The organism is Actinokineospora auranticolor (genome assembly GCF_041897805.1).
GTDB lineage: Bacteria > Actinomycetota > Actinomycetes > Mycobacteriales > Pseudonocardiaceae > Actinokineospora > Actinokineospora auranticolor.
This window is the reverse complement of the sequence record NZ_CP154825.1, coordinates 2,431,174-2,453,197: the sequence shown is the minus strand read 5'-3', so window position 1 is coordinate 2,453,197 and position 22,024 is coordinate 2,431,174. Positions and strand designations below refer to the sequence as shown.

General features: G+C 70.0%; 16 protein-coding genes. 8 read left to right on the top strand and 8 right to left on the bottom strand.

Annotated features, from left to right (window positions below; genetic code table 11):
• Nucleotides 1-487: 487 nt before the first annotated feature.
• Nucleotides 488-1,024, bottom strand: coding sequence for an SMI1/KNR4 family protein (locus V5P93_RS11245; protein WP_146108307.1), 537 nt, complete (start codon nt 1,022-1,024; stop codon nt 488-490).
• A gap of 84 nt (nt 1,025-1,108) precedes the next feature.
• On the bottom strand, nt 1,109-1,528 hold the full coding sequence (locus tag V5P93_RS11240) for a DNA/RNA non-specific endonuclease (RefSeq protein ID WP_104482540.1): 420 nt from the start codon (nt 1,526-1,528) through the stop codon (nt 1,109-1,111).
• 87 nt (nt 1,529-1,615) lie between these two features.
• On the opposite strand from V5P93_RS11240, the gene V5P93_RS11235 reads away from it, so the two are divergent.
• The gene (locus V5P93_RS11235) at nt 1,616-4,450 is read left to right on the top strand and encodes an RICIN domain-containing protein (RefSeq protein ID WP_374066477.1); all 2,835 of its coding nucleotides are present in this window, start codon (nt 1,616-1,618) and stop codon (nt 4,448-4,450) included.
• Nucleotides 4,451-4,570: 120 nt separating this feature from the next.
• Here V5P93_RS11235 and V5P93_RS11230 read toward each other — a convergent pair whose 3' ends face one another.
• A complete protein-coding gene (locus V5P93_RS11230; protein WP_104482484.1) occupies nt 4,571-5,137 on the bottom strand; it encodes a hypothetical protein in 567 nt (188 codons plus the stop codon).
• A gap of 479 nt (nt 5,138-5,616) precedes the next feature.
• On the opposite strand from V5P93_RS11230, the gene V5P93_RS11225 reads away from it, so the two are divergent.
• From V5P93_RS11225 to V5P93_RS11215, 3 genes are all read left to right on the top strand, one after another.
• The gene (locus tag V5P93_RS11225) at nt 5,617-7,341 is read left to right on the top strand and encodes a hypothetical protein (protein WP_104482485.1); all 1,725 of its coding nucleotides are present in this window, start codon (nt 5,617-5,619) and stop codon (nt 7,339-7,341) included.
• A gap of 346 nt (nt 7,342-7,687) precedes the next feature.
• Nucleotides 7,688-8,134 (top strand): DUF6301 family protein, encoded by a 447-nt coding sequence (locus tag V5P93_RS11220; protein WP_104482486.1) that lies wholly within the window; start codon nt 7,688-7,690, stop codon nt 8,132-8,134.
• Nucleotides 8,135-8,139: 5 nt separating this feature from the next.
• Entirely contained in the window at nt 8,140-8,592 is a 453-nt protein-coding gene (locus tag V5P93_RS11215) for a hypothetical protein (protein WP_146108308.1), read from the top strand.
• A 21-nt stretch (nt 8,593-8,613) separates the two neighbouring features.
• Here the strand turns inward: V5P93_RS11215 and V5P93_RS11210 are convergent, their stop codons facing one another.
• A complete protein-coding gene (locus tag V5P93_RS11210; RefSeq protein ID WP_104482488.1) occupies nt 8,614-10,929 on the bottom strand; it encodes an NB-ARC domain-containing protein in 2,316 nt (771 codons plus the stop codon).
• Between the two features lie 139 nt (nt 10,930-11,068).
• On the opposite strand from V5P93_RS11210, the gene V5P93_RS11205 reads away from it, so the two are divergent.
• Complete coding sequence (locus V5P93_RS11205; protein ID WP_146108309.1) at nt 11,069-12,031, top strand: tectonin domain-containing protein; 963 nt, start codon at nt 11,069-11,071, stop codon at nt 12,029-12,031.
• Nucleotides 12,032-12,279: 248 nt separating this feature from the next.
• On the opposite strand, the gene V5P93_RS11200 is transcribed toward V5P93_RS11205, so the two are convergent.
• Nucleotides 12,280-12,939, bottom strand: a complete 660-nt coding sequence (locus V5P93_RS11200; protein WP_104482490.1) for a response regulator transcription factor — start codon at nt 12,937-12,939, stop codon at nt 12,280-12,282.
• Entirely contained in the window at nt 12,936-14,045 is a 1,110-nt protein-coding gene (locus V5P93_RS11195) for a sensor histidine kinase (protein WP_104482491.1), read from the bottom strand. The genes V5P93_RS11200 and V5P93_RS11195 overlap by 4 nt, the downstream gene beginning before the upstream one ends.
• Before the next feature lie 213 nt (nt 14,046-14,258).
• Between V5P93_RS11195 and V5P93_RS11190 the strand changes: the two genes are divergently transcribed.
• Entirely contained in the window at nt 14,259-15,689 is a 1,431-nt protein-coding gene (locus V5P93_RS11190) for a dienelactone hydrolase family protein (RefSeq protein WP_245931665.1), read from the top strand.
• A 183-nt stretch (nt 15,690-15,872) separates the two neighbouring features.
• Here the strand turns inward: V5P93_RS11190 and V5P93_RS11185 are convergent, their stop codons facing one another.
• On the bottom strand, nt 15,873-17,018 hold the full coding sequence (locus tag V5P93_RS11185; RefSeq protein WP_104482493.1) for a Dyp-type peroxidase: 1,146 nt from the start codon (nt 17,016-17,018) through the stop codon (nt 15,873-15,875).
• Nucleotides 17,019-17,063: 45 nt separating this feature from the next.
• Here V5P93_RS11185 and V5P93_RS11180 point away from each other — a divergent pair, with 45 nt between their 5' ends.
• On the top strand, nt 17,064-18,386 hold the full coding sequence (locus V5P93_RS11180) for a nitrous oxide reductase family maturation protein NosD (RefSeq protein WP_104482494.1): 1,323 nt from the start codon (nt 17,064-17,066) through the stop codon (nt 18,384-18,386).
• Nucleotide 18,387: 1 nt separating this feature from the next.
• On the opposite strand, the gene V5P93_RS11175 is transcribed toward V5P93_RS11180, so the two are convergent.
• Nucleotides 18,388-18,945 (bottom strand): hypothetical protein, encoded by a 558-nt coding sequence (locus V5P93_RS11175; RefSeq protein WP_245931668.1) that lies wholly within the window; start codon nt 18,943-18,945, stop codon nt 18,388-18,390.
• Nucleotides 18,946-19,460: 515 nt separating this feature from the next.
• On the opposite strand from V5P93_RS11175, the gene V5P93_RS11170 reads away from it, so the two are divergent.
• On the top strand, nt 19,461-21,773 hold the full coding sequence (locus tag V5P93_RS11170; RefSeq protein ID WP_245931669.1) for an SdrD B-like domain-containing protein: 2,313 nt from the start codon (nt 19,461-19,463) through the stop codon (nt 21,771-21,773).
• Nucleotides 21,774-22,024 lie beyond the last annotated feature (251 nt).

Below are 22,024 nucleotides of genomic sequence, written 5' to 3'. Positions count from 1 at the left end.
CGGCCAAGGCCGCAGCGCGCACCCGGGATGTCGAGCATGCGGGCGGCGTACTGCGCGACCAAAGCTCCGGTCCAAGCCAGTCGTCGTGCTTGCCCAGCTTGTGCTCGAGCACCGCGCCCGCGAGGCCGAGCGCACGGTGTCGGGGTCGGTGGCAACCCGGTTCAGCAGGTCGTGCACGGTCCCCACCCGGGTGCCCACCACGGTGATGGCGATGCGCCCGGCATCGGCTTTCATGCCGTCGGCACGAAGCATGGCGGCCAACGTGGCCAGTTGCTTGCCCCAACCCAGGGCAGGATGAGGGCGTCCGCGCCGGTTGGGCGGTCTCGCCTGCCGGTGGCAAGGCCAAGGCGATGTCGGATGTCGGCAACCGTCTCAGCGTTCGCCGACATCACTCGCAGGAAGCCGAACCCCCTGTTGCGGTTGGTCACCCTGAGCCGTCGACACCGCTGCTGCGACCGGCGATCTCCCGACTCCAGCGCGAGACCGCTCAGAAGGGTTCGAAGAACCTCTCTTCTCCAGCCAGGTCCCAGCCGAGGATGTTGCGCTTGTCTTTGCTACTCATCACCTCCAGGAGCGCAGTAGTAATAGTGTGTTCCGTAATTGTGTAGCCGCTCGCCAGATCCCTGTCCAAGTGCACGACGTGCCACTCATCGGGATCAGGGGACCTGGGAAGCCACATCAACGCCCCGCCTGCGACGTCACCCCCGCACGGGATAACGCCCCCAGGCTCCGGAAACGGCGGGAAAGCACCCTCCTCTTCCCACAGAAATCGCGCAAGGGTCAGACTATTGTCGAACTCGAGCTTGAACCGATCCAGAAAATCTCGATCCTGGATCGGGTTCAAAAACCTGATGACACCTCGAAACAATCCCGAAGGGAATCGGCTCGCGAATTCCTTGAAGTCACCAGGAAACGGTGTTCCCAATCGGCGCTCGACTGTATCCCAGTCGAGCTTTGGAGAATAACTCCCCGACCAATCTGCCAGTGTTGCAATTTGTTCGACAACCTTGCGCGAACCAGCCACCGAGACTCCTCTGCACAGGACCAAGAAGAGTACCACGTTGGGCAGACATCGTTACCCGCCCAACGTGGTACGGACGCCACAAATCTACACACAGCCCGTACGTGGCGAGTTTTTGGCATTCCTGATCACAGCGAAGCAGCGGAACGAGGTCTTCATGCCCCACGCCTTGATAAATACCAAGCTAGGCAATTCGTCGTTGATATCCGAGTAGTACGCCGTCGCCCGGTAGAGCACACGATCCCCAGCCCGCACCGCTCGCCTGACCTCGGCTTCGACATCAAGGTTCATGGTAGGAGTGTTTGCTTTGACATACAGCGGGACAACGTTCTCCACGCCGTTGGAGCCTCCGAAGGCCGCCGCGACAAGGTGTCCTTTATGCATTATTTTCGGGTCGTAACCAACCGGCGTCGCAGGAGTACCTTTGCGAAAGACAATCTTGACAATACACGCAGTGCCGCCGGTCGCCTTCTTGGCGGGCAAACCCTTGTAGACAAAGTCCTGCATGTCATCATTCCACGCCAAATTGTCCGAGCTGTCGCGGCCGCGCAGTCAACGGAGATCGAAAAGGGCAAGGCCGCCGCGGAGTTGGGGGTGGTGGCGGGCCCAGACCTGCTTGTGCTGACAGACCGCAACTTCGTGGGCGCTTTGTACTACGCGGCCGACGACCTGGACAAACCGCACCCGCTCGAGCCGGAACACCAGACGCTCAAGGAGGCGGCCATCGGCGCGCTCGCCGCCGACGGCGAGGACACCAGCACACAATTCATCAAAGTTGGGATCTTCGCGGCCAGCACGGAGGACCGGAAGACCGTCACCGAACGCCGCCAGCGCCAGGAAGAGGAGCGCACGGTCAAGTCGAAGGCCGCCGCGGCGATCAGCGTGCCGATCGACAACACGGTCCTGGCCAAGTCCACCTACGACTTCATCGTCTACCTCGACCTGAAGGCGGATTCGCACAAGGACACCGCGGTCAAGGAGGCTGCTCGCGCCGCGCTGCCGGGTACCGCCGAGGCGCAGTGGAACTTCCTCGTCGTCGGCATCCACGACGAGCACCGCAAGGACCTCGACCGGCTGATCCAGGAGGACACCGCGTGGACGGAAGCCGAGAAAGCCGCGGAACTGGCCCGCCAGGCGAAAGCCAACGCCGCGTGGCACGCGCTGGGGTTGGGCAGCGACCAGTCGCAGAACCTGATCAACCTCACTGACCAGGACTTCGTCATCGAGGTGTGGAACCGCGCACCGCGTGACACCGAGGTCTACGGCTCGGCCGAGGCCGCTGTGCGCAGCCGCAACCCCGCGGAGTGGAAGAAGTTCATCGACACGGGAGCCAAGGACGCTCACCTGCGCGACATCGAGATCATGCTCGACAAGCGCGATCGAGAGGTCATTCGGCAGATCACCGAGTTGCGCACCCGTGCGGCAGGCAGCCTGGTACACCCCGACCTCGTCACCGCCGCAGACACCGCGTTGGCCGCTGGACCGGCAGACCGGGAGAAGTTCCTCCGCGTCGGCCAGTACGAGCGGCAGGCACAGTCGTTGCGCATCGAAGTGCAGAACGGTGACGAGTACTACCTGGCCGATACCAACGGCGATGTCACCGCCGCGCCGTGGACGCCGGGCGAGCACCCCGAGCTGGCCTGGAAGGTCGAGCCGGGGTTGAGCAACCCGGAGTGCTATTCGTTCCAATCCGTCCTCAGGCCGAACAACTATCTGCGGTGGCGTTCGGGCGCATCCGCTGCGGCAGGCAGTCCACCGGCAAGGCGGGTACTCGCGCGAGTCGACCCGTCGGACGGCACCACCGCGTTCAAGACCGACGCGACCTGGTGCGTGCGCGGCGACGCGAATACCATCGCACTGCGCCCGGCCAGGGACGTCAGCGGGAAGTACCTGTTCGTCACCGGCGCCTACGACAGCGAGGCGAACAACACCGCGCCGAGAGTGCACGCAGAGCCCCCCAAGCCGCTACTTCCGATGGACCGCCGCTACGCTGCCGAACCCGTCCTGCGCGCCAACCTGGGCGCGCCAATCGGCGATGCGGTTCTCGACGCGGGCAACCTCGGCTACAAGCCCTACGCGAAGGGCCGTCTCTACCTCAACTCCGACGACCTCGGGAGCTACCGACGTACCGCGGTACACGTGGTCTACAGCGGACCGCTCCTCGACAAGCTGCTCTCCCGCGGCGGACCGAAGGCCGTGGGCGGTGCCATGGTCGACCAGGCGCCCGCCGCGGACGGCTTGGGCCAGATCCTACGATTCGAGCGGACGAGCGGTCAGCACAACTACATCGTCTGGAGCCCGCAGACAGGTGCGCGGGAAGTCTATGGTTTGGTCGGTCTGACCTGGATGCGGTCCGGCGGGGAGATCGGCCCGTACGGTTACCCGCGCACCGACGAGACCGGGTACGGCGACGCAGGCGTGCGCTACAGCCGCTTCACCGCGGGCTCCATCTACTGGGTTCCCGCCCAGAGCGCCATCCGCCAGGTCAAGGGCGAGGTCCACAGGAAGTTCGCCACCATGGGCTTCGAGGCCGGTATGGGCACCCCAACCGGTGATGAAGTGGGGTTCGGCACCGACGGCGCCCGGACACAGCGCTTCTCCTCTGGCTCCGTATACCTCACCCAGCGCAACGGAACAGTGGCCCTCAACGGCGAGATCCACCAGAAGTTCGCCACGCTCAACTACGAGTCAGGCCCCTTCGGCTACCCGGTCAGCGACGTACTGACCACCTCGGATGGCGTCGGGCGGTATGCCAACTTCGCCGCCAACAACGGCGTGATCTACTGGCATCCCAACACCGGAGCTCACACGGTGGGCGCGCCGGTCGCGCAGAAGTGGCGGGATCTCGGCGCTGAGCGGTCCTGGCTCGGTTACCCGACGACCGACCACAGCGCACTGCCCAAGGGCACGCGCGTGGAGTTCCAGAACGGTCGGATCGACTCGAGCAACGACGGCGGTGCTTCTACGACGGCGTACCGGACCACCACTGTCACGCAGAGCGCGATCGAGATCAAGGGCGTCCAGTCCGATCGGTGCGTCCAAGTCGCGGGTGTTGGCGAAGACCCGCTCCGCGACGGCGCGGGCACCGAGCTGTGGCAATGCGTGGCGGGCCCCAAGCAGGTCTGGGACGTGGTGAGCCTCGGCAACAACAGGTACGCGTTGAAGAACCACCACTCCCACAAGTGCATGGACCTGTACGCGGGCAGCGTCGCGAACAGCGTCGCCATCATCCAGAACACCTGCGACGGCAGGACTGCGCAACAATGGGAGTTCACCACCACCGCCGATAGCACGCTCGCCGTGCGCAACGTGTTCTCAGCCAAGGTGATCGAGGCCCAGAACGGCGGGACGGACAACGCCGTCCCGGTGACGCAGGTCGCTGACAGCTCTCTGGCATGGCAGCGCTGGACGATCGTGCCGATCGGCTGATCGAACGGAAAGGCTCTCCGGACGGGGGACGTCAACCAGAGATGGCCCCCGTTCGGAGCTTCCGCACACCGTGTCGCACACCGCCAAGACAACCATCGGCGGTGGGTCGGATGTCGGCGGCTACGGCAGGTTGTTCGCGGGGGTGACCGCGCCCAGCGGTAGGTACGCAGGGGCGGGTGCGACGCCCGTCCACTCTTCGATGACGACGACCTCGGTGGGGGTGATGCCGATCGAGGCGCGGAGCAGGGGCGCGGGCGGGGTGCGGCGGAGGCGGCTTTCCTCCTCCGCGGCGAGTGCGTGGGGGTCGGTGGTGGGGATCCGTCGGGTGCGCCATGAGGCCGCTGGGGTTTCGGCGTGGACGATGACGTGGGTGATCTCGGTCAACGCGCAGTCGCGGATGATGGTTGGCACCTTTTCGTCGACCGCGGCGCGGGGCGCTGCCGCGACGTTCTGCACGTAGGCGTCCCGATGGGGTGCGTCCACCCACAGCGACTGGAGGAACAGGGTGGGTTCGGTCGGCGAGCGCAGGACCGAGAAGCGCAGCAGACCGGCGACCGCGGGCATCGCCGCCAACGCTGCCTCCGCTGCGGCGTCGGCCTCTTCCGGGGTGGGGAGCCGCCACCAGCTGTCGATTCGCACGCCCGCGGTGACTGCGTGGCCGGACACCGTGGTCTGTCGCATCGTCATGGCTATATTGTCGAACCTCGAGTTTACCGGAGGTCAACCCGTGGAGGCGGGGTGTACCGGTCGGGTTGCCATGGGGCTTGGTGAGCGCACCGAGGTGGAACCTGTCGGGGCAGACCGCGGCACCGGCGGTTGGGAGATCCGCTGGTGGTGGGCGCGCGGCCTACAAATCGCGCGTACAACGCGGTACAGCTGCGAACTGGTCGTAGCCCGGTTGGCGGATTGGACTGCTCGGGTGGACCGTGGCGCACGGAGTGGCCATGAACGCGCTGGGGAAGTGGGGCTCGGTTCTGCCAGGACGTAGTCCACCTGGCTGTATGGCGTGGTGCGATCCCCTTACGCCCTGCGGCTTTCGGGCCGCGCGATGCGGCATTAGGCGGATTCTCGGTCACGACCAGGCAAACGCGGTCCGTGCGAGTGGCGGGAACCTCCACTATGTGGGTCCTGTGTCCTGACCGGGACCAGCCGTGAAGGGGAGCACTTTGGACGAGACCAGGCCGCCGGAGCCGCACGACGAGACCTCGCCGGACGTGGGCGGTGAGACGGTTGCCTTACCGGCGTCGACGCAGGCACCGATCCTCGGCCCCGAGCGCCGTCCGGAGCCGGCAGCGGAACCGGAGGCGGAACCGGGCGTAGAGCCGGACGTGGAGCGGAGCGTAGAGCCGGAGGTAAAGCCGGACGAGGGCACCGAACCCGAGCCCGCGCCGGCCCCCGCGGTGCCGTTCGAGCCCGACACCGGCCCCATCCCGGTGCTGTCCCCCACGATGACGCACCCCGTCGGCGCCGGGCCGGAGACCGGCGGGTACGTCCGACTCGACCAACCACAGCCGGAGCCCGTCCCACCGCCGTCCGTCGACCCGCTCGCTGCCGCGCTCGGCAACGCTTCCCTGCTCGGCATCGGCTACTTCTTGCTGCGCAAGCGTTGGCTCGCCGTCCTCGCGGTCCTGGTGACGATCGGCTACCTGCTGGTCTCCGCGCTCGTGGTCCGGACCATGCTTTCCCACCTGGTGCTCGTGCTGTGGGCAGGTGTCTTGGCCTGGCACGGGTGGTGGCTCGCGGCCAAGAGCGGCACCGTGTCGAGTCCGCGGCGGCAGCGGGTGCTCGGCGGTGCCGCGCTGCTCCCGGTGCTCTTGGTCGTCACACTGCTGCGCCTCGACGCGGCGGGTATCGAGTCCGACGGCTACGCGGCCCGCGACAGCGGCGACTGCGACCGGACCGTCGCCGCGGTGCAGCGGTTGTCCTTCGCGCACCGGCTCGCCGACCCGCCGCTCGTGGCGCGCGGTGAGCACGCCACGAGCACGTGCGTGCGGATCGCCGCGTCCGCCGCGACGCTCAGGACCGGGCTCAGCGGACGCACTGTCGGGCTTTCCGAGGGGTTCAGGGGGTTGGCGGGCGTGTTGCGGGACGAACCGGCGTACGGCAACGTCGTCCGGGTCGTGCTGGACGGTTTCCTCGCCGACCTGCCCAAGCGCCAGGACTGCGAGGTCGCCGACGTCACCCAGTGGCTGCGCGAGCACCGACCCGACGGCGACGCGCTGGGCCGCGCGGCCGATGTCGTCCCCGGTCTGGAACCGCGGGCGCTGATGTCGTGCGGTGACCGCAACATGGGGCAGCGGTCGTTCCCGCTCGCCCGCGCCCGGTACAAGATGCTGGTCGACACGTACCCGACCCACGAACTCGCGCCGCGCGCCAAGGAAGGCGTGCAGAAGGCCCAGTGGGCGATCGAGTTGGACGCGGTGCGGTCCGCGCTCGGCACCTCGGCGGGCGTCCGGCCGCGGTACTGCGAAGCGTCCACCGCGTACACCGCCGCGCCGCCGCACGCCCGGCCGGGCCGCGCGTACGTCGCGGGCTCGACCGAGTTCACCAAGCGCCTGCCCGGCGGCTGGGTCGTGGACGACGTCGCGAACGCGACCGTCGTGCTGTGCGTGGGCCCGTCCGGCGAGGGCTCGGTCGCGGAGACCTGCCGCTACGTCGAGGTCGGCGGGCTCCGCAGGCGCAGCACCGTGTCGTTCCACCGCATCGCGGTCCCGGTGCGCGCCATCGAGGTGACCAGCGGCCGGGTGCTGTCCGACACCACGCTGGAGATCGGCGGCGCGACCTGCCCCGAGTTCCTCGACAACCTGCGGTCGACCGGCGATGTGAAGGAGAAGGTCACGCCGACGGACGCCGACGTGCAGGCCGCGTTCACGCCGCTGGTCAGCCCCTGACCGAACCCGGCGCCAACGCGGGCTCAGGGGGAAACCGCTATCGGGTGCGGCCACCGCAGGTGGTCGCACCCGGCGGCGGACAGTGCGGACGCGAGTCACCGTCGCTCTCGTCGTGACCGGCGTCATCTTGCGCCTCCGCCGGAGGAACGCCCCGCAGCCGCGGCAGGGAGCACGAACTAAAGTGGCCCGCGGGAGGTCCCCGTGACAGTTCAGTACGACCGGGCTACGAGGGTGGGCAGGGCGGTCCGCGACAAGACGCCCGCGCGTGGCCTGTGCTCCGGCGGCCCGCCGCAGACCGGGACCGAACGCGGGATCGGCCCCACCACGCGATTGCGGAGGTGCTGACGTGGACCAGTCCGTGATGTCCCCGGCCCAGGTCTGGGAAACCCTCGACTTCTGGGCCGGTCTCCCCTGGCCGCTGTCCCGCGCCGACGCCCAACGGCGAGCGGTCGACCGCCCCGGCTGGGCGATCGAGGTCGAGGACGGGCTGGGGTACCTGGTCAACCCGGCCCTCACCCCACCGGCGGTGTCGATGCCCGGCATCGACACCGTGTCGTCCGTGCGCTTCCGGATCACGGACGCGGTCACGAAGGAGACACCGGCGTCGAGGGCCTTCCTCGGCGACCTCTTCACGCTGGTGGTGCGCCAAGGGGCGGACCGGCTGGGTCGTCCGTCCATCAGGCGCGACCGCGGGCACACCGACGCGACCTGGGAGACGGGGCCCGCTCAGATCACCGTCACGCTGTCGTCTAGGTCCGTGATGGTCCGGTTCCGCACCCCGGAAGGCAGGTGACCGAGGTGTCCACTTGGGACATGTTCGCCGGAGGTCTCACCGAGGCGTTGCGCGAGGTATCGGACCGGGTCTTCCTGGTCGTCTTCTCGCGGGCCGATCCGCTGAAGTTCGTGCAGTTCGCAGGCGGTGAGCACGAACTGCACGCCGAGGCTGGGGCGCCGCCCGCGGATACCGGCCGCCTGGCCGCGGCCGGGTGGACACCGCCGATCGACAACGCCCCGCCGAACTGGGCCTGCTCCTCGCCACTACCCGCGCTGACGGCGGAATACACCGCGATGACGACCCGCTGCGTGGTGGCGTTGCGCGATGTCCACGGTCTCCCCGATCCCGATGACCTGGTGTACAAGGCATGGCGCGACCCGGAATGGCCATCCGACGCCGTTCCGCCCACCGAGTGGGACCTCGGTGAGAACCCGCTGGTGCTGTCGTGGCTGGGCATCCCGTCCGCGTCCGAGTGACCGCGGGAACGCCGCCGCGCCTCAGCCCGGTGCAGGCGCGGGTTGCCGGTGCCCGACCTGCTCGATTCGGGTGAGCAGCTGACGCGGGGCGCCGGGCCCGTCGTGCGTGCTGTCGAAGCGACGCTCGACCTCGGGCGGGGACGCGGTTTCCTCGACCTGTCGGCCCTGGGCGAGCCTCGCCGTCGTCAGGCCGCGCAGGGCCAGCGCCTGTCCCCATTCGTCGCTGTCCCGCGCGAAGTGCTCGTACGCCAGGGCGTGCGCGGCCGCGGCGTCGGTCAGGCGGCCCGCGGCGGCCAGTGTGTCGCCGAGGTGGGTGCGGGCCAGTCCTTCGCCGCGCACGGCGCCGATCTCCTGGAAGACGGCGATGGCCTCTTCGTGCCGGGTCACCGCCTCGTCGTGGTGGCGCACCTCACGCAGGGCGCGGCCGAGCTGGTTCAGCGCGCCCGCCTCGTACCACCGGTGGGGCTGCGTGGCGAGCAGCGCGACGGCCTGCCGCAGGATCGGCACCGCCTCGGCCTGCCGGTGCGCCGTGACCAGGGCGTGTCCCCACCCCTCCAGCGCGATGCCCTCCGCCAGCACGTCGCCGGTCGTGCCCGCGACCAGGCCCGCCTGCTTGCAGTACCGGATCGCGGCGGCCGGGCGCCCCGACTCGCGGCTGGCCAGGCCGAGGCAGTTGAGCGCGACCGCCTCCTGCCGCCGGTCCCCGGTCTCGACGGCCAGTGCGCGGGCGTGCGTCCCCAGTTCCTCCATCACATCCCAGCGCGTGCGGAGGTCCAGGTAGCAGGGGAGGCTCGCCGTCAACGGGTGCACCAGATCCGCTCTGCCCGCGGCGGTGGCGCGGCGGATCGCGTCGGTGACCGTGTCGATCTCCTCGTCCAGCCACCGGGTCGCCGCCCGGGCGGTCCGAAGTGGGGAGTCGGGATCGGGGGTCGCGCGGCCACTGGGGTCGAGCAGCCCGGCCGCCCGCGCCGCGGTGGTCAGCGCCCAGGAAACCAGGTCCGCCTGGATCTTCTCCTGGTCGGCGGACGTCTCCTCGGCGGCGCAGCGGTCCGCGGCGAACAGCGCCACGATGTCGTGGAACCGGTACCTGTCCGGCGTCGGCGCGGCCTGGGCCAACCCGGCGTCGACGACGGCACGCAGCAGCTCGCCCGCGGTGGCGGGCGTCACCCCCAGGGCCACCGCCGCGGCGTCCACGCCGAAGTGCCGCCCCGGCACCAGGGACAGGCGGCGGAACAGGCGGCGCGCGGGGTCGGGCAGCGCGTCGTGGGCCGCGGTGAGCACGCCGCGGACGGTGCGGTCGCCTGCCCGCAGCAGGTCCAGCCGCTGTTCGGCGACGGCCAGGTCGTGCACGCGGTCGGCCAGCGGGCAGCGCGGCCAGGTCGCCAGCCTGGTGGCCAGGAGCCGGATGGCCAGCGGCAGCAGGGCGCAGAGCTCGACGAGTTCGTGCGCGGCATCGGGTTCCACCGCGACCCTGGCCGGGCCGATCACCGCGGCCAGCAGGTCTACGGCCGCGCCCGGGGCCAGCCCCGCGAGCGGCACGTGATGCGCGCCGTCGAGGCCCTCGAGCGGGTTCCTGCTGGTGAGCACCGTGATCGTGGGACCGCCCGCGATCAGCGGCCGGACCTGGCGTTCGTCGGCGACGTCGTCGAGCAGGATCAGCGCGCGCCGTCCGCAGAGGACAGAGCGCAACAGCGCCGCCCGGTCGTCGAGGTCGGCCGGGATGCCCGTCTCGGGCAACCCCAGGCCGACGAGCATCCGGTGCAGCGCCTGCCCGACGTCCAACGGCGCGGGACCGGAGCCGCCGAGGTCGAGGTACAGCGACACGTCGGGCCGCCGTTCGGCCAGCCGGTGCGCGAGGCGCACCGCGACGCTGGTCTTGCCGATGCCGGGCGGCCCGGACACCGCCAGCACCCGGGACGCCGCGCCCGCCGCGGGCCGGTCCAGCCACGCCTCGACGTCGGCCAACTCCCGTTCCCGGCCGACGAAGTCGGCCAGGTCCGCGGGGAACGGGGAGGCCGGTACGGTGCGCTCCGGCGTGAACACGCCCGGTGCCGGATCGGCGCGCGAGGCGAGCACGAGGTCGTGGAGTCGCCTCAGCTCGCCGTTGCCGTCGTCGAGCACGCGCGAGAAGGCCTCCAGCAGGTGCGCGGGCACCAGGCGCCTGCCCTGCTCGTAGTCGACCAGTCCACTGTGGCCGGGCAGCCCCAGCTTGCGGGCCAGCGTCCGCAACGACAGGCCACGCGACACACGGCGACGACGCAGTTCCGCTCCGAAAGCGGACAGGTCCCTATACACGCACGTACCCCCAGAGACGCTCCCCCAACGCTTCCGCTCCATTGGTACCGCATCCGCATGGCCTTCACAAGGAACGGTTCGAGAACGGTCGGCGACCGGTCTGGACCATGTCGACCACCCCGTGATCTGTGCTATCTATTTCTTGCCCGTACGTGGGCGAAAAATCTGGAGGGAAACTTTCATGTCAAGACGTTTGTTCGTCAGCGCGGCCGTAGCGCTCGCGGCCGCGCTGGTTCTGCCGACCCAGGGAGTCGCCACTGCCGCACCGGAGCAGAAGGCGCCGCGCTCGCTGAGCGAGATCGTCTCGCCGCGCTCCCCCAACACCCTCCCGAAGCACGCCCGCACCAACACCCGCGCCCGCGCGGCGGCGGCGGCCGTGACCGAGAACACCCTCTACGCGTTGTCGCCGAACCGTGACGCGGTCTTGATGTACGACGGCACGAGCTGGACGCAGATCGGCGGCGCCGCCGCTCAGATCTACGCGGGCGGTGGGCAGGTCTTCGCGACGAACCCGACCACCGGCAGCATCTTCTACTACGAGCACGAGACGACCACCTGGCACCTGATCGGGGGCCCCGGCGACCAGTTCGTCGTCGACGACGCCGGAATCCTGACCGGGCGCAGCGCGGGCGGCGTCTTCGAGTGGTGGGGCACCGAGTGGCGCAAGATCGGCGGCCCGGCGCGTTCGCTCATCGCGGGCGGCGAGGGCCTGCTCGCCGCGACGAACACCACCAACGGTGACGTCTACATCTACACGGCCGAGCCCGCCAACCCCTGGCAGAAGATCGGTGGCGCGGGCCAGGACTTCGTCATCACCGCGCCCGGCTACATCTTCGGGCAGAGCACCGGCGGCATCTTCACCTGGACCGGCACCAGCTGGGACTGGATCCAGGTGGGTGGCCCCGCCGGGAAGATGTACGGCGGCCCGTACCTCGTCGCCACGGCCCCGTCCAACGGCAACGCGTTCCGCTTCCTCGAGGACCAGTTCCGCTGGGAGAGCGTGGGCGGCGCGGGCGACCAGTTCGCCGCTGCCAACGACGGCACGCTGTACCGCCTGAACAGCACCGGCGTCTACCGCCTGAGCTCCTCCGGTGACGGCAGCTGGGCCCGGGTGGGCGACCCCGCCTCCACCCTCGCTGTCTAAGGACTTCGGCGATTCGAAAGCCCCGGTGGTTGCCAACCACCGGGGCTTTCGACGTCTGTCCGGCTCGATTAGCCTTAACGCCGAGCGAGGTTTTTCGCCCGAGCGTCCGCGGCCACTCGCCCACCGGCGCGAAGTCGTCGATACCGAACGACTCCACCTATGGCAATCGGTAAAGGCGTCCCCTCATCCGCAAGACCTTCTTGGGCCCGGCTGACGCTTTCCTGGCCGCGCGACGGCGATCACGGGCATCACGCCGGGTGGATGAGGCGGCTTTCGTGGGCGAAGACCACGGCCTGGATTCGGTCGCGGAGTTCGAGCTTGTGCAGGATGCGCCCGAGGTGGGACTTCACTGTCGCCTCCGCGAGGTTCAGCGCGGCGGCGACCTCGGCGTTGGACAGGCCGGAGGCCACCTGCACGAGCACCTCGCGCTCGCGGGCGCTGAGGCCGTTCAGGCGCTCGTCGCGGGCGGCGGTGGTGGCGTCCGGGATGTGGGGGCGGAACTTCTCCAGCAGGCGGTGGGTGACGCGCGGGGAGACCACCGCGTTGCCCTCGGCCACGGTGCGGATCGCGGTGAGCAGCTCCTGCGGTCCGGTGTTCTTCAGCAGGAAGCCCGAGGCGCCCGCTTTGAGCCCGGCGAAGGCATACTCGTCGAGGTCGAAGGTCGTGAGGATCAGGACCTTGGTCTGCGGGCAGGTCCGGGTGATCTGCCGGGTCGCCTCGATCCCGTCGGTGCCCGGCATGCGGACGTCCATGAGGACGACATCGGGGCGCAGGTCGGCGGCGAGGCGGATGGCGGCGGCGCCGTCCTCGGCCTCGCCGACCGGTACCAGGTCCGGCTGCGCCTCCAGGATCATGCCGAACGCCATGCGCAGCAGTGCTTCGTCGTCGGCGATCAGGACGCGGATCATGTGGACACCACCGGGGCGCTGCCGAAGGCGAGGCGGGTGCGCACTCCCCAGCCGCCGCCGGGAAGGGGGCCTGCCAGCACGGTTCCCCCGTAGGCGGCCGAACGCTCGCGCATGCCGGTGATGCCGTGGCCCGCGGGGGTGACGGGGGAGGTCTGTGGGCCGGTGTCCGTGACGTCGACCGTGACGGTGTCGGCCGCGCACTCGATCCGGACCTCCGCGCGGGTGCCGGTGGGGGTGTGCTTGAGGGTGTTGGTCAAGGCTTCCTGCACCAGGCGGTAGACGGTCAACTGCGCGGTCGCGGGTATGTGCGCGTGGCCGCCGTCGATGTCGAGGCCGGTCGGGAGCCCAGCGGCGCACATCTGGCCCGTGAGGATCTCCAGCTGCGCGATGCCGGGCAGCGGGTGGCGCGCCGCGTCCGCTTCCTCGGCGCGCAGGACACCGAGTGAGCGCCGCATGTCGGTCAGCGCCTGCCTACCTGTTTCGGCGACTTGGCGCATCGCGGCAGTGGCCTTGTCCGGCGACCGGTGCTGCGCGTGGACGGCGGCGTCGGTGAGCGCGACCATGACGGACAGGTTGTGGGTGACGATGTCGTGCATCTCCCTGGTGATCCTGGCCCGTTCCTCGGCGGCGGCCCGTTCCCGTACGGCTTCCAGGTAGGCGCGCGCGGTCCGGGCGTTCACGCCGAGGACGGCCGCGGCGACGACCATCGCGGTGAGCGCGGCGAACGGGGTCAGGAACGCGCCGTCCGTCGCCCAGCGCAGGCAGGCGAAGGCGGCCCCGACTTCCACGACGGTGACGGCGGCGAGTGTGACGCGCCTGCTCGAGGTCGCGGCCACGGTGTGGAGAGCCACCAGCAGCGCGGCGTCCGCGGGCAGTTGAACGTCCACAAGCAACTGGACGAAGGCCGCGGTCGCCACCGCGCCGAACACCGCGAGCGGAGCCCGGCGCCGCCACAGCAGCGGCAGCGTGAGCGCGACGGTGAGTGCGACGGCCACCGGCAGCTCGGCGGGTGTCCACGTGGTCAGGACGTGCAGCGGGAAAAGGGCGAGCAGCACCGACTCCCACGCCGCCCGCGGCAGCCGGGACGCCCAGCGCCGCTCGGTCATCACACGACGATGGTAGGCCGACGGCTCCCCCGCGCACATGAGCCCACCGTCTGACGGCGGCGGGCCGGATTGCGACCACGGGAGGAGGCCCGATACCTCCCGCGGTCGTAGTGCGACCGCCGATCCGGGAGGCTCGATTGCCACCGGAGGCGGCACGGGGAGCGCGTCCGGAGAGCGATGTGGCCGCACGCGTCCGGCGCTGAACATTGCCGGGTGACCGAGACAATCACTGGACTGAACCTGTCCGCGCTGGAAATCCTGACCTTGCTCAGCGCCGTCGTGCTGGTGGTGGCGCGCTGGCTGCCCGCCGCCGCGCGCCCACGCGTCACCATCGCGGCGGGGGTGGTGTTCCTGCTGTCCGCGGTCCTGCTCTGCGTGACGGGGATCCGCTGGCAGCTGCTGCCGGTGCTGGTGGGTGCGCTCGTCGCGGCGCCGTTCGCCGTCTTCCCGCTGGTGCGCGACCGCGCTCGGCGGGCCAGGTGGTGGCTGGCGTTGCCGGGGTCGGTGGTCTGCGTCGGCCTGATCACCACGGGGCCCGTGGCGGCGTGGGCGTTCCCCGTGCCCGTCTTCCCGGAGCTCACCGGCGGCTACGCGGTCGGCACCCGGGTGCTGCAGTGGACGGACCCGGACCGGCCCGAGACCTTCACCCCCGACCCGCAGGACCGGCGCACGGTCGTCGTGCAGCTCTGGTACCCCGCGCAGGCCAGCCCGGCGGACGTACCGCGTGCCCAGTACCTCGGGCGCACCGAGGACGAGGCGCGCATCGTCGCCGAGGCGCTCGCGGGCGGCGTCGGCCTGCCGGGGTTCCTGTTCGACGGTGTTCCGCGCGCCCGCACCCACGCCGTTCCCGACGCCCCGGTGGCGGGCGAGGGCGGGCGGTTCCCGATCGTGCTGTTCTCGCCGGGGTCCAGCGGGGTGCGCACCCAGAACACCGCGTGGGCGGAGGAACTCGCCAGCCACGGGTACGTGGTCGCCGCGCTCGACCACCCCTACGACTCCGCCGCCGTCGTGCTCGCCGACGGCCGGACGATCAGCACCGCGACCGTCTCCAGCGGCGACCGGGACGAGGACGACCGGCTGGCCGAGGACTGGACGGCGATCCGGGCCGCCGACCTCGGCTTCGCGCTGACCAAGCTGGAAAGCCTCGGCGCCGACCCGCTGGCCGGGCGCCTGGACACCGGCCGGGTCGCCGCGACCGGTCATTCGATGGGTGGTGCCGCCGCGCTCCAGGTGGCCAGGAAGGACCACCGGTTCGACGCCGTCATCGATCTGGACGGCTACCCGCGCGGGCCCCTGTCGCCTGACCTCGCCCAGCCGACGCTCGCGCTCACCCAGGCCATCACCTCGGAGAGCGATCCGCGGTACCTGCCCCAGCTCACCGAGGTGCTCACGCGCGGCACGGCGACGAACTACCGAGTCACGATTCCCGGCGCCGCGCACCTCACCTTCATGGACGGTCCCCTGTACCTGCCGCCGATGCCCTCGATCGTCGGCTCGCTGGGCCGCGCCGAAAGCCCGCGCGTCGTGGCCGCTGCGAGCCTCGCGTTCCTGGATTCGGTTCTGGGCAGGGGATCTGGCGACCTGACAGGCGCTCTGTCGAGCTATGGTGAGCTCAGCGTGTATCACGCCAGCAACGGCAACTGACTGGCCCCGGCTGACCTGGCCGCCATTGGCTCAAGGCTCGAACCTGCGCGAAAGAGCGGGGCTGAAGGTCGAGAGCCGCATACGAATCGAGTCCGGTGACACCGACAAGCTCCGACGCAGGCAACGAGACCGCAATCCAGCGGTGGCCAGGCGCGTGCCGTGAGGGGCTTGGTCGTGCGGGCGCTATCGAGGGTAGAGCGTAGTGCCGAGGGGGTGGGTCTGGTCGTATCCAGGGAGTATGAGGAATGTCGCGCTGGCGGTCGTGGTGGTGAAGGGCAGTAGCGCATCGTTGTTGTTCATGTGGACGAGGGTGTTGGTGAAGGTTCGGAGCGTGTTTTGGAAGCTGATGAAAAGTAGACCTGGAGCGGGGTCGTCGATGCTGTAGGAGCGGCGCAGCATCAGGCCGACACCCACGGCGGTCGAGTGGGCTCTGCGGGCGTGGGCGTCCGCGGGGATCAGGTAGCGGCCGTCCGGGGTCTTGGCGTTGAGGTTCGGGTCGGTGGCCGTGGTGCCGCCGGAGAGTGGTTCGCCGGTGGCGCGGCGGCGGCCGAAGATCGCTTCCTGGGCGGCGACCGGCAATGCCGCGAACCGCGGGAGGTCCAGTTCCATGCGGCGGAGTACGGCGATGGTGGCGCGTGCCACTTGAGGTGGGCCTGCCAGCCAGAGGTCCCGCTGTTGTTGGGCGGGTGCGTGCGGGCCGACTATGCCGTCGATGAAGCCGAACGGGTTTCGAGGGGCCGTGCGGTCTTGGTCCACCGGGACGGTCGAGCCGCGGTGGGCGGACTGGCGCCAGCGTTCCTGTACGCGGTCGCCTGCCTGGGCCAGCAGCGCGGTGGCGGCGATCGCGGGGACAACCGCGTCACTGGCGCAGACCTGCACCAGCAGGTCGCCGCCGCGGGCCTGGGGAGTGATCCGTTCGCGGGGGAACTCCGGGAGGTCGTCCGCGCCGGGCAGGGCAGGGTCGGTCAGGCGCACGAGGCGGGGGCCGATGCCGACGGTCACGGTGAGGTCGCCCGGTGACAGGCCGAGCAATCGCGTGTCGGTTCCCGCAGTCAGCGCGCGGATGGCCTCTCCCCATTCGGCCAGGAGCGGGCCGACGGGTACGTCGTCGCCGACATCGAGCACCACGGCCAGCAGGTTGGGCTGAGCTTCGCGAGGGATTGTGATGCCCGCTTGGAAAGGGCCCGTCGGCGCGATCGTGATAGGAGAGTCCGACCGGTCGCTATTCGGATCGCATGCGGCGACAAACCCGGCGGACAACGCGGTGGCGCCGAGAAAGGCGCGACGTGATGGTTGTGCGGCGCGGCCCACCGGTGGAGAGTGCCACATTCGACCCGTCGCGGGCGAATCCGTTGGTCGTGCCACACTGGGGGTATGCCTCGTTTCGGTCTTGCCGTGGTGTTGGCGGTTCCGGTTCTCGCATTGACGGGTTGCGGTGGGGACCAAGGATCAGGCATTGACAAGCGGCCGGACGGGGCGAACGCGACCATCCGGGTTCCCGCCGACGCGCCGACGGTTTCCGCGGCGGTGGCGCTGGCCCGGCCCGGGGATCTCGTGTTGGTCGCGCCGGGTGTGTATCGCGAGTCGGTCAAGGTCGGTACGGAACGCGTCACCGTTCGCGGGGAGTCCCGGGACGGGGTTGTCGTCGACGGGCAGTTGCGGCAGGCGAACGGGATTGTCGTGACCGCGCCCGGGGTGGCCGTGGAGAACCTGACCGTGCGGAACAACACGCAGAACGGGGTCCTGGTCACCGGATCGGCGAAGGCCGCGGCCGAGTCGCCCGGGGACGGCGGCTACGACACCGGAGACGAACCGGTCGCTCTCTTGAAGTCGTTCCTGGTCTCCCACGTGACCGCGACGCGCAACGGGTTGTACGGCATATACGCGTTCTCCGCCCAGGATGGAGTCATCGAGCACTCGTACGCGTCGGGCTCCCCCGACTCGGGGATCTACGTGGGGCAGTGCAAGCCCTGCCGCATCGTGGTTCGGGACAACGTCGCCGAGCTGAACGCGGTCGGGTACGAGGGCACCAACGCCAGCGGCGACATGTACGTCGTCGGCAACCGCTTCGTCGGCAACCGGGTGGGGCTCACCACGAACTCCGACCACCAGGAGAAGCTGCTCCCGCAGCGGGGCGCGCTCATCGCGGGCAACCTGGTCTCGGCGAACCAGCAGGCCGCGACGCCGGAACAGGCCGACGGCGGTTGGGGTGTCGGCATCGGGGTGGATGGCGGCAGCGAGAACACGTTCGTCCGCAACCGGGTCGCGGGCAACACCAACGCCGGGCTGGTGATCACCGCGACGGCCGACATACCGCCCAACGACAACCAGGTCACGGACAACGCGTTCACGGACAACGGCGTCGACGTCGGCTGGACCTTCCCCACCGCCACTCGTGGACGGGGCAACTGCCTGCGCGGCAACGACCTCGCGACGACGGCGCCCGCTCGGCTGGTCGAGACCGCGGCCTGTCCGGCCGCCGAGCAATCACCTTCCGCCACCTGGGTGACGCCGAAGCCGCCTCCGGGCATCCCCTTCACCGACGTCGCCGCGCCCGCCTCGCAGCCGCAGTTCCCGAACGCCACCACCACCGGTCCGACCGTCGTCCCGCCGACCCCCGCGCTGCCGGACGTCGCGAGTGTCCCGCTGCCGTCGGCGTCCCTGCTCTCCGATCGCGCGTTGGTGCGGATGTCCTGAACTACGGCGTCGGGGTGACTCCGGGGGCAGGCCGAACCGGGACGTACGCCCGGTTGTCGAAGTCGATGACCACCGGCTGCGTCTCGGACTCCACGTCCGCCCGCACCCGGTGCGTGGTGCCGTCCGAGTCCACCCAGTAGCGCACGTTGCCCGCGGTGCCGGGTTTGCCGCGCGCGCCCGGTCCGGCCATGACGTCCACCTGTCGGTCACCCACCTGGTCGTGGCCGATCCAGCTGGCACCGTTCTGCGGCAGCAGTTCCGCGTTGTCCGGCCGGTCGCTGCCGAGGCTGAGCGCGATGCGCAGCGCGCTGTCCAGCGCACTGCCGGAAGTACTCAGTGGGCGGTTGTGCCAGCCCGATCCCGGCGGTGCGGCGGGCGCCTCCGCCGGGGCGTCCGCCATCGGGTGGATGAAGACGGCGGTGGTGCTCCACTGGATCAATCCGTCGCTCGAGGTGTCGCGTCCGGTGCCGCGCACGACCCCGTAGCCGAGTCCGGCGCGGTAGTCGACGGATCCGGTGATGACCAATCCGCCTGCCGTGGTCGGCACGGCGATTGTCACCGCGCGACCTCCCATTTGGTAGTTGAGAAACCGAGTGATCGCAAGCCGATTTGCCTCACCGGCCGTCAACGGTCGTGAACCACTCGGCGTAGAACGTGAACCAACGGTCAAGAATACGACCGTACCAACCATCGCAATGACCGCGACACCGATGGTGACCAGCGTCGACCACCGGTGTCGCGAGAGCCGCTGCCGAACTCGGATGCTCCGCACACCGCATGACGTTAACAGGCTGTGGAATTCACCCGCACGATTCACCCGATCGCCAGCACACGAAGAGACGCCATTCTGGTTGTCTGTGTCGGTTCGCGACGACTTCCACAAGGGGGAGAGCGATGACCCGGGCAACCTCGGCGTTTGTGGGCAGACCGGCGCGGGCAGGATCAGCGGTTCTGTTACTCGCCTGTAGTGCGATGGTCGGTATCACCACCGGAACAGCAGCCGCGGCGGCGGACGGCACCTTGACCGTCCAGGTATTACGAGACTTTTTCGGGACCGGTGTCATCAACGCGACCATGGATGTGCCGCAGCGGGGCATAAAGGTCGATGTCACCGACCCAGCGGGCCATCGCGTCAACGGCAGCACCGACGCGACCGGAAAGGTCGTGGTGCCGCCGTCCACCGTTCTCGTCGGCGGCCACTACCGCGTCGACGTCACCATTCCGGCGCCGTACCGCGACTACCTGCGCGCCGCGCCCGCTTCGACGGCGACCAACCACTTCGACAGCTTCACCACCTTCGTGGACGTGTCCGACGGCAAGGACGACTCGGTGATCACCGGGGTCTGGAACGCCGCCGACTACACCCTGCCGGACTCCCGGTACTTCATCCCGGTCCAGAACGGGCCGAGCGGGACGAACACCCGGGCGCTGGTGGCGTTCGGGGTGGACACGCGGGGCACGTGTCCCGCCGACGTCGCGTGCCCGACCAACCTCGCCACCCAGGCCCAGGTCGGGACGACGTTCGGGGTGGCCTACGACAAGGACCGGCACCGGCTGTTCCAGAGCGCGTTCGCCCGGCGGCACACCCTCTACGGGCCCGACGGCGGCGACGCGATCCACTCCGTGCCGCTCGACGGCGGCGCGCCGAGCCTCTTCGCCAAGGTGCCGGGGGCCGCGGTGACGCCGCACGACACCGCCGACCTGAACAAGGACGGTGGGTTCACCGGCGCGCCCGGCAAGGAGAGCATCGGCGGCCTGGCCTTGTCCGAGGACGGTTCCGCGCTGTACGCCGTGAACCTGCTGACGCGGACGCTGGTCACCTTCGACGCAAGGAGCAATGCGGTCGCGGCGCCGCGGGCCGTGGCGCCGATCCCGGACCCGGGCTGCGCGGCGCTCACCGACTGGCGGCCGTTCTCCGTCACCGCGCACGACCGCACCCTGTACGTCGGCGGGGTGTGCAGCGCGGAAAGCACGCAGGACCGCGCGGACCTGAAAGCCGTGGTCTACGCCTACAACGGCTCGCAGTTCACCACGGTGCTGACCCAGCCGCTCGACTTCGAGCGCGGCGAGGTCCTCGTCGGGACTCCCCCGGGCGCGCAGGGCAGGCACTGGAACCCGTGGAACACCGATCTGTCCACCTGGGACAAGCACGACGCGAACGGCGGCGGCGCGATGATCGATCCGCAGCCGCAACTGGCGAGCCTGGCGTTCGCGCGGGACGGGTCGATGATCCTCGGCTTCCGCGACCGGTTCATGGACGTGGTGGCCTGGGGCGCGCTGGACCCGCGGCCGGGCAACAACAGCGTGGAGAACGGGTTCTCCGGTGGTGACATCACCATGGCCTGCGCCAAGCCCGCTGGCGGGTACGCCTGGGAGGGCACCGGGGATTGCCCGAACCACGCGAGCAACACCGACAACGGACAAGAAGGCCCCGGCGTCGTCGAGTACTTCGCGGGCGACTACTTCGCCCCGCAGGGTCCCACGACCCGCGGGCCGCACCAGGAGACCGCGCAGGGTTCGGTCGCGTACATCCCGCGGCAGCAGTGGGTCGTCAGCACGCAGATGGACCCGACGATCCACGTCAGCACCGGCGGAACCGGCTATTACGACGTCAAGACCGGGCAGGGGCCCGGCAACAACGGCCCCGCCAACGCCTACGAGTTCGTCACCTTGAACCAGAGCGGCTTCGGCAAGTCGGGCGGGCTCGGCGCCATCGCCTACCAGACCGCGAACGCCCCCATCCAGATCGGCAACCTGGTGTGGTTCGACGGCGACCACAACGGTGTCCAGGACCCCGGGGACGTGCGGCTGCCGGGCGCGACGATCAACCTGCTGGACGCCGACGGCAAACAGGTCGCCACGACCAAGACCGACGCGGCGGGCGAGTACTACTTCGGTGGCGTGGGCGCGGCCTACGAGCTGACGCGGGGGGCGAAGTACACGGTGCAGTTCACTGTCTGCACGGCGAACACGGACAAGGTCGCCGGGCGACCGGCCGCTGCCGACCTGCGGTTCACCCTTCCACTGGTCGGGGACGACCGCGTGCACGACTCCAACGTGACCCCGCCCACCACCGGACAGCTGTGCAGCGGGTCCGGGCCCGTCACGGCGCCGGGCGAACCCGGCGAGGTCGACCACACCATTGACGCCGGGGTCTACGTACCGCAGCCTTCGCCGACGACGTCATCGACCACGCCCTCGCCGACGACGACGAGCGTGTCGCTGCCGACGTCGAGCAGCCCGGTGCCTGGCGACAAGCAGTCCGGATCCCTGGCCACCACGGGCGTCTCGGGCCTGCCGTGGCTGGTCGGACTCGGTGTCCTCGCACTCGGCGCGGGCTCGGCACTCGCCTTCGCGAGCCGGAGGCGTCGCGTCAAGGGGGAATGAGCCGAAAGGCTGGTGGTTGGCACAGGCCCCGCCCTCCACGTGGGGGGCGGGGCCGCTCGGCCGCGCCGAGAACGACGACGGTTTCCCATTCGCCCTCTCGTGGGCGATTCGGGTCTCGCCAGGAGTTCTGTCCCGCATCGAGTCGATGAAGATGTTCGCCGCGCCAGCGACCCGACAGGGCAACGTTGATGACCGCGCCGAAGGGGACGAGCACGGCGTTTCGGAAGCGGGAGAACCGGACAAACAGGACA

What these genes read in the sequence shown, in the direction of transcription:
- V5P93_RS11240 (WP_104482540.1), bottom strand. Translation starts at nt 1,528, where the DNA reads ATGCAGGACTTTGTCTACAAGGGTTTGCCCGCCAAGAAGGCGACCGGC.
- V5P93_RS11230 (WP_104482484.1), bottom strand. Translation starts at nt 5,137, where the DNA reads ATGACGATGCGACAGACCACGGTGTCCGGCCACGCAGTCACCGCGGGC.
- V5P93_RS11210 (WP_104482488.1), bottom strand. Translation starts at nt 10,929, where the DNA reads ATGGAGCGGAAGCGTTGGGGGAGCGTCTCTGGGGGTACGTGCGTGTAT.
- V5P93_RS11205 (WP_146108309.1), top strand. Translation starts at nt 11,069, where the DNA reads ATGTCAAGACGTTTGTTCGTCAGCGCGGCCGTAGCGCTCGCGGCCGCG.
- V5P93_RS11200 (WP_104482490.1), bottom strand. Translation starts at nt 12,939, where the DNA reads ATGATCCGCGTCCTGATCGCCGACGACGAAGCACTGCTGCGCATGGCG.
- V5P93_RS11195 (WP_104482491.1), bottom strand. Translation starts at nt 14,045, where the DNA reads ATGACCGAGCGGCGCTGGGCGTCCCGGCTGCCGCGGGCGGCGTGGGAG.
- V5P93_RS11185 (WP_104482493.1), bottom strand. Translation starts at nt 17,018, where the DNA reads ATGTGGCACTCTCCACCGGTGGGCCGCGCCGCACAACCATCACGTCGC.
- V5P93_RS11180 (WP_104482494.1), top strand. Translation starts at nt 17,064, where the DNA reads ATGCCTCGTTTCGGTCTTGCCGTGGTGTTGGCGGTTCCGGTTCTCGCA.
- V5P93_RS11170 (WP_245931669.1), top strand. Translation starts at nt 19,461, where the DNA reads ATGGATGTGCCGCAGCGGGGCATAAAGGTCGATGTCACCGACCCAGCG.